Genomic DNA, 6,731 nt, shown 5'->3' on the forward strand with positions numbered 1-6,731 from the left:
CGCGTGGCCTCCGCGGCCGAGCTTAAGGATCTGAGGCGCCAGCTCAACACGCTGGTGTCCGTGTACTCGGGCCGTCTGGGCAAGTCCCACGGAGCGATCCACACGCAGCTGCGTAACTCCTGTGGTGGTCCTCCGGTGCCCATGGCCTCGGCCGACCAGATCCGGGAACGCATCTCGCTGCTGCGTAGCTGGTAGGGCAGCTGGAACGGGACGCTGGAAGGGGCTCAGAACCACGCCTCGCCGTCCCTGTCGGATGAGCATGCGAACGAGCCCGGGCCCCGTCGACATCGACGGGCCCGGGCTCGTCCGGGGTCCGGGGTACCGGACCGGCGGGAGATCAGTCCAGGTAGTCGCGCAGCACCTGGGACCGCGACGGGTGGCGCAGCTTGGACATGGTCTTGGACTCGATCTGGCGGATCCGCTCGCGCGTGACCCCGTAGACCTGGCCGATCTCGTCCAGCGTGCGGGGCAGTCCGTCGGTGAGGCCGAAGCGCAGCCGCACCACGCCCGCCTCGCGCTCGGACAGGGTGTCGAGCACCGAGCGGAGCTGGTCCTGGAGCAGCGTGAAGCTCACCGCGTCCACGGCCACCACGGCCTCGGAGTCCTCGATGAAGTCGCCGAGCTGCGAGTCGCCCTCGTCACCGATGGTCTGGTCGAGCGAGATGGGCTCCCGGGCGTACTGCTGGATCTCCAGCACCTTCTCCGGGGTGATGTCCATCTCCTTGGCCAGCTCCTCCGGGGTGGGCTCGCGGCCCAGGTCCTGGAGCAACTCGCGCTGGATGCGCCCGAGCTTGTTGATGACCTCGACCATGTGCACCGGGATGCGGATGGTGCGGGCCTGGTCGGCCATGGCGCGGGTGATGGCCTGGCGGATCCACCAGGTCGCGTAGGTCGAGAACTTGTAGCCCTTGGTGTAGTCGAACTTCTCGACGGCGCGGATCAGACCCAGGTTGCCCTCCTGGATGAGGTCCAGGAACGCCATCCCCCGGCCCGTGTAGCGCTTGGCCAGGGACACGACCAACCGGAGGTTCGCCTCGAGCAGGTGGTTCTTGGCGCGAACGCCGTCCCGCTCGATCCACTTGTAGTCGCGGCGCTGGGCGGTGGTGAGCTTCTCGCCACGCTCGACGACCTGGGCCATGAACCAGGTGGCGTAGAGGCCGGCCTCGATACGCTTGGCCAGCTCGACCTCCTCCTCGGCGTTGAGAAGGGCGACCTTGCCGATCTGCTTGAGGTACGCGCGGACCGAGTCGGCCGAGGCGGTGAGCTCGGCGTCCTTGCGGGCCTGCCGCAGGGCCTCGGACTCGTCCTCGTCCCAGACGAAGTCACCCGACGCCTTGTCCTTGGCGGTCGGACCCTCCTTGGTCTCCTCGTCGGCCTCCGCGTCATCGACGTCGACGACATCGACCTCGACGTCCTCGAGTTCGGCGGTGTCCGGCTCGACCTCGAGTGCCTCGACCGGTGCGTCGTCGATCGGAGCGGTGTCCGTGAGCGCGGGATCCCCCGCGGCGGCGGTCTTCTTGGCCGCGGTCTTCTTCGCGGCGGTCTTCTTGGCCGGGGCCGACTTCTTCGCCGCCGTCTTCTTGGCGGGCGCGGCCTTCTTCGCTGGTGTCCTGCTCGCCGCGGTCTTCTTGGCGGGGGCCTCGCCCGTGACCTCGGTGTCCGACGGATCGCCGCTCATCGCGGAATCCGAACTGGTGGTCTTCGTGGCTGCCACAAACGCCCCTTCACAACCGGTGAATCGATGGGAAACGGGGATCGATGCCGCATCGTATGCCGACACTCGAGCCGTCCGCCTTGCGGTACCGGGCCCGTCCCCGGCCGGTAGGTGATCCCGGCCTGCGCCATTGTAACGAGGAACCCGCCCGGAGGTCGCATCAGGCGCTGTTGACGAGGGGTCAGTAGCTGCCCGGGGACAGTGTCGACCCCAGATCGACCAGGCCGTCGCGCGCCGCCGAGTACAGCGCCGCCCCGATGATCCCGGCATCGCCACGTCTGATGGCCGCACGAACCGGGGTGCGGTTCTCCAGGAGCGGGAACCACTCCTCGGCGGCCTCGCTGATCCCGCCCCCCAGGACGAATGCGCGGGGCCAGAGCAGGTCCTCGAGGCATCGCAGGACGTTGGACACGTGGGGCGCCCATTCCTCGTAGGTCAGTCCGTCCCGTGCACGTACCGATGCGGAGGCCAGGTGCTCGGCCTCGTCGAAACCCCGGCCGGCGATGTCCTCCACCATGAGGTGTCCGAACTCCGTGTTGGGGACGAGATGGCCGTCCAGCAGCAGTGCCGATCCGATCCCCGTGCCGAAGGTCAGCAGGACCACCAGGCCGTCCACCCCCTCACCGGCGCCGTAGTGCACCTCGGTGACACCCGCCGCGTCGGCGTCGTTGAGCATGACCACCGAGCGTCCGGGGAGGTGCCTGTCGAACAGGGCGACCACGTCGCAGCCGACCCAGGAGCCGTCGATGTTGTGGGCGATCCTCGCGACGCCGTCGTGGATGACGCTGGGGAGAGCCACCCCCACCGGGCCGTCCCATCCGAGTTCGTCGACCATCGCGCGGATGACCCCGGCGACCGCGTCCGGGGTCGCCGGCTGCGGGGTGGGACGTGTCGACCGGGGGCCGAGGAGTTCCCCGGTGCCGAGGTCGACCAGCCCCGCCTTGATCCCTGTGCCGCCGACGTCCACCCCCAGGCCGGTGGAGGAGGCCGGCGCCTGGGTGCTCTCGGTAGGTGTGGGGGTGGGCATCTCGGGCTCCCGGGTGACGGGCCGTGAGGGTCACGGCTGCGGTTGGAGTCCACCGGACCGACGGGGCACGATGGGGGCGACGAGCGCCCGTTCGTCAGCGTATCTGTCCGGTACCACCGTGGGCCGGTCCAATCGGGGACGACGACGAGGTGAGCCGACATGTCGGAGGAGACGGACGGAGGGGTCGCGCGATCAACCCACGCGGACACCGTCGACGAATTGAGGCGGTTCGCGGGTCGGCTCGCGGTCTCGGGCGGTGACGTGGCCCGGCGGATGGTGGAGCAGTTCGGCTCCACCGGGCTCGACGCGCGTGCCAAGAGCTCTGCGACCGACCCGGTGACCGTCATCGACACCACCGTGGAGGAGCACCTCCGTTCGCAGGTGGTCTCCGCCCGGCCCGGCGACCGCGTCCTGGGGGAGGAGGGTGGCGAGGAGGCGACCGCCCCGGGACGGGGGGTCGTGCGGTGGGTGGTGGATCCGGTCGACGGAACCGTCAACCTCCTCTACGGGATCCCCTTCACCGCCGTCTCGGTGGCGGCGGAGGTCGACGGGGTGGTCCTCGCGGGTGCGGTGCACAACATCGTCACCGGCGAGACCTGGACCGCGGGGCTCGGCCGCGGGTCGAGCCTCCGGTCCGCCACGGGCACGCTCACCGAACTGACGGCGTCGGCGTGTGACGACCTGTCGATGGCGCTCGTGGGAACCGGGTTCTCCTACGACTCCGACGTCCGCGCGGAACAGGGGCGGGTGGTCGCGGAGCTCCTCCCGCGGATCCGTGACATCAGACGGTGCGGGTCCGCGGCCCTGGACCTGTGCATGGTGGCCACCGGCCGGATCGACGCCTACTACGAGCGCTGCCTCAAGCCGTGGGATCACGCGGCCGGGGCCCTGATCGCCGCCGAGGCCGGCGCGGTGGTGAGGGTCTCCCACGACGACGAGGTCCCCACTGCCGCCGCCGCACCCGGTGTGGCGGGGGAGTTCCTGTCCGCGATCGAGGCGCTCGGGGGCGCGGTCAGCAGTTGACGGCTCGCGCCGCGTCCAGCTCGGCGGAGATCGGTTGACGTCCCACCTTGAGCTCGTCGAGCGCCCCCACGCTCTCCGCCGAGTCCGACAGTCGCGAGAAGATCGTCCCCAGCACCAGGTCGACGGACTCGTCCGCCCGCCCGTCGGACACCAGCTGCATGCACGGCGCGGCGAGGGACAGTGACCTCGCGCTCGCCTCCCCGGCCTCGCCGTAGCGGATCTGCCCGTGGCACTCGAGGTCCTGGGCGTAGATCGGGTCGTTGCCGGTGGCGTCGGCTCCCGCCGGCTGGAATCCGCGTTCGGCGAGTTGGGCGGCGACCGCACCCGCCTGACCGCTCTGGCCGTTGGCGTTGAGCACCCGGACCCGCGTGTCCGCCAACAGGGCCGGCTCGACCGAGTCGAGTGCGCCGGCGGGCTGATCCCGCAGTCCGGCCTCCTCCGCCGCGGGCGTCACGGGGCAGGCGGCGGCCTGGGTCGCCGCATCGCTGCCCATGAGCGCGGAAGCCCACACCAGACCCCCGAGGACCAGCGTGGCCACCACGAACAGCACGTAGGGGCTGCGTAGTCGTCCCATCCCCCGAGTGGGGGTCGGACTGGGTGTCGCCTGGGCGCTGAGGTGGACGACCATGAGGGTCCTTCCTGCAGGTGTCACGGTGCGGGAGCCCTGTCCGGGTCCGCCTCACCACTGTAATCGTCGGGGAATCGGCGTCCCGGTGGGGACACGGTCCGGAAGCGCGGATGAAATCCCTGCTAGTTTCCGTTAATATGCGTGCGCCGGTCGGTCCACGATCGAACCGACCGCCCCTCGCCACCTGACCGCTAGAGAAGAGACACATGGCAACCGACTACGACGCACCCCGCCGGACCGAAGCTGACGAGCTGGCCGGTGATTCGCTGGAGGAACTCAAGGCCCGGAGGGCGGAGGGGGCTACCGGCGAGGTCGACGTGGACGAGACGGATACCGCCGAGTCCTACGAACTCCCGGGGGCGGATCTCTCCGGAGAGGAACTCACGGTCCGTGTGGTTCCCGAGCAGGACAATGAGTTCACCTGCGGAGACTGCTTCCTCGTCCATCACCGGAGCCGGTTCGCCGAGGAGAGGGACGGACTGCCGATCTGCGTGGACTGCGCGGGCTGATCGCTCAGCTGTAGTGGTTGTCCGGGAGGGCCGCCGCGAGTCCTTCCGGGTCACGGGTGCTGATCAGCCAGTAGGGCGTGGGGTCCAGCGGGTCGTCCAGGACGACGATCACCATGGTGGGGACATAACCGCGGTGGACGACGAACGCCTCCGGATCGAGTTGGCGCCCCATCGCGGCCTGCTTGGCGGTCGCGGGCACGACGGCGCTGCGCGAGATCGCCTCGAAGGGCAGACGCGCGCGGCCCGCGTACAGGGTCCCTCCGCCCTGACCGTCGGACTCGACCTCGATACGCTCGCGACCGACGGTGACGAAGAGCCACGCGAACAGGGCGGGCACGACCACGGTGAGCAGCCACAGCCACCACGGCGCGCCGAGTACCGAGGCCACGGCGGCCACGAGGACGGTGATGGCGGCGAGAAGCACCCACCACCATCCCGGTACCCGGAGTCGTTCCGAGTGAACAGGGCGCGGGACCCGGTCGGGCGACGGTCGGAGATCTTCTTCGGTCACGACATCAAGACTATCCATCACCCGGGCTCCACCCGGCAGGAGGGCGGCCAGCCATGAACCACCCCGACCACTCGTCCGGATCACGCGGACCGCTGCGGCTACGGAGGTTGGACCCCGGTCTTCCGGTGCCGTCCCGCGCCCACCCCTCCGACGCGGGCATCGATCTGTTCTCGGCCGAGAACTGCGCACTCGAACCCGGGCATCGTGCGCTGGTGGGCACAGGGGTGGCCGTCGCCATCCCGGAGGGGTACGCCGGGCTCGTCCACCCCAGATCCGGTCTCGCCGCACGGGCGGGACTGTCGATCGTCAACGCCCCGGGCACCATCGATGCCGGGTATCGCGGCGAGATCAAGGTCAACCTCGTCAACCTCGACCCGTCCGAACCGGTTCACATCGGACGAGGTGACCGGATCGCACAGTTGATCATCCAGAGAGTCGAACTCTGGGACGTGCAGGAGGTCGACGAGCTCGACCAGACCGACCGGGGAGAGCGGGGCCACGGCTCGACCGGAGGTCACCACCGCCTGACCTGACCGGCACCACACCACGTTGGGTAGCGTCAAGAGGCACGGTCCCGACCGGGACCAGGTCGCACGCGGAGAGGATTCGACCATGTTCGGACGCAAGAAGTCGGTGACCGGGGACCGCGACGCCGCCACCCCCGGGGAACCCGCGGACTCCGCACCGTCCACGACCGGTCCGCATGACCGCTCGTCGGTCGGGGACGTGGCCCGGTACTACACCGACCTCGGGTACGGACACCTCGACCTCGGTTCCCTGGTGATCGGCGTCCCCAACGGGCGCGATCTGAACGTCGCGCTGGACCCGAACGGTCAGCCGGAGTTCCACGTGGTCACCACCGTGTCGCGGGTGATCCCGCGCGCCTTCGCCGCGCCGAAGTCGGCCGGGCAGTGGCGGACCATGGTCGCCGCCATGCGCGAGCAGCTCGAGGGTCAGGGCGCCGAGGTCACCGTCGAGGACGGTCCGTGGGGGCGCGAGCTCGTGGCCGCCATGCCGGGTGCCGTCTTCCGTGCGATCGGGGTCGACGGGCACCGGTGGACCGCCGAGGTGCGCATCATGGCCACCCCGGAGCTGGCCGAGCAGGCCGCCGAGGAGGGTCGGGAGGTGTTCAAGCACCTGCTGGTGAACCGTGGCGACGGACCGATGCCCGTCCGGGAGGTGCTTCCGCTGACCATCCCTGACGAGATCCAGCAGGCGCTGGTCAAGGCGCAGTCGCAGTTGGCGGCACAGCAGCAGGCGCAGGCCTACCAGCAGCAGATGGCGGCAGGTCAACAGGGCCAGCCGGCCGCGCAGGCCCG

At 70.1% G+C, this 6,731-nt stretch carries 8 protein-coding genes and 1 pseudogene; 5 read left to right on the forward strand and 4 right to left on the reverse strand.

Features of this window, described 5'->3' with window-relative positions; all coding sequences use genetic code 11:
- Positions 1-195, forward strand: a pseudogene (locus tag G6018_RS06650) (ATP-dependent helicase); the annotation flags it as partial.
- 142 nt (positions 196-337) lie between these two features.
- Here the strand turns inward: G6018_RS06650 and G6018_RS06655 are convergent.
- The gene (locus G6018_RS06655; protein ID WP_182639214.1) at positions 338-1,714 is read right to left on the reverse strand and encodes an RNA polymerase sigma factor; all 1,377 of its coding nucleotides are present in this window, start codon (positions 1,712-1,714) and stop codon (positions 338-340) included.
- Between the two features lie 181 nt (positions 1,715-1,895).
- On the reverse strand, positions 1,896-2,741 hold the full coding sequence (gene ppgK, locus G6018_RS06660; RefSeq protein WP_182617248.1) for a polyphosphate--glucose phosphotransferase: 846 nt from the start codon (positions 2,739-2,741) through the stop codon (positions 1,896-1,898).
- Between the two features lie 159 nt (positions 2,742-2,900).
- On the opposite strand from ppgK, the gene G6018_RS06665 reads away from it, so the two are divergent.
- Positions 2,901-3,764 (forward strand): inositol monophosphatase family protein, encoded by an 864-nt coding sequence (locus tag G6018_RS06665; RefSeq protein ID WP_179525216.1) that lies wholly within the window; start codon positions 2,901-2,903, stop codon positions 3,762-3,764.
- On the opposite strand, the gene cei is transcribed toward G6018_RS06665, so the two are convergent.
- Positions 3,754-4,338, reverse strand: a complete 585-nt coding sequence (gene cei / locus G6018_RS06670; RefSeq protein ID WP_241731472.1) for an envelope integrity protein Cei — start codon at positions 4,336-4,338, stop codon at positions 3,754-3,756. The two genes, G6018_RS06665 and cei, sit on opposite strands and share 11 nt — an antisense overlap.
- A 260-nt stretch (positions 4,339-4,598) precedes the next feature.
- Between cei and G6018_RS06675 the strand changes: the two genes are divergently transcribed.
- Positions 4,599-4,901: a DUF4193 domain-containing protein gene (locus G6018_RS06675; RefSeq protein WP_179525218.1), complete on the forward strand. Its 303-nt coding sequence runs from the start codon at positions 4,599-4,601 to the stop codon at positions 4,899-4,901.
- Positions 4,902-4,905: 4 nt separating this feature from the next.
- Here the strand turns inward: G6018_RS06675 and G6018_RS06680 are convergent, their stop codons facing one another.
- Positions 4,906-5,412: a DUF3093 domain-containing protein gene (locus G6018_RS06680; RefSeq protein ID WP_179525219.1), complete on the reverse strand. Its 507-nt coding sequence runs from the start codon at positions 5,410-5,412 to the stop codon at positions 4,906-4,908.
- A gap of 53 nt (positions 5,413-5,465) precedes the next feature.
- On the opposite strand from G6018_RS06680, the gene dut reads away from it, so the two are divergent.
- A complete protein-coding gene (gene dut, locus G6018_RS06685) occupies positions 5,466-5,945 on the forward strand; it encodes a dUTP diphosphatase (protein WP_179525220.1) in 480 nt (159 codons plus the stop codon).
- A gap of 79 nt (positions 5,946-6,024) precedes the next feature.
- On the forward strand, positions 6,025-6,731 hold a 707-nt coding region (locus G6018_RS06690), incomplete at its 3' end, for a DUF3710 domain-containing protein (protein WP_182639215.1).

Origin of the sequence: Dietzia sp. DQ11-44, assembly GCF_014145205.1 — a bacterium.
Classification (GTDB): Bacteria; Actinomycetota; Actinomycetes; order Mycobacteriales; family Mycobacteriaceae; genus Dietzia; species Dietzia natronolimnaea.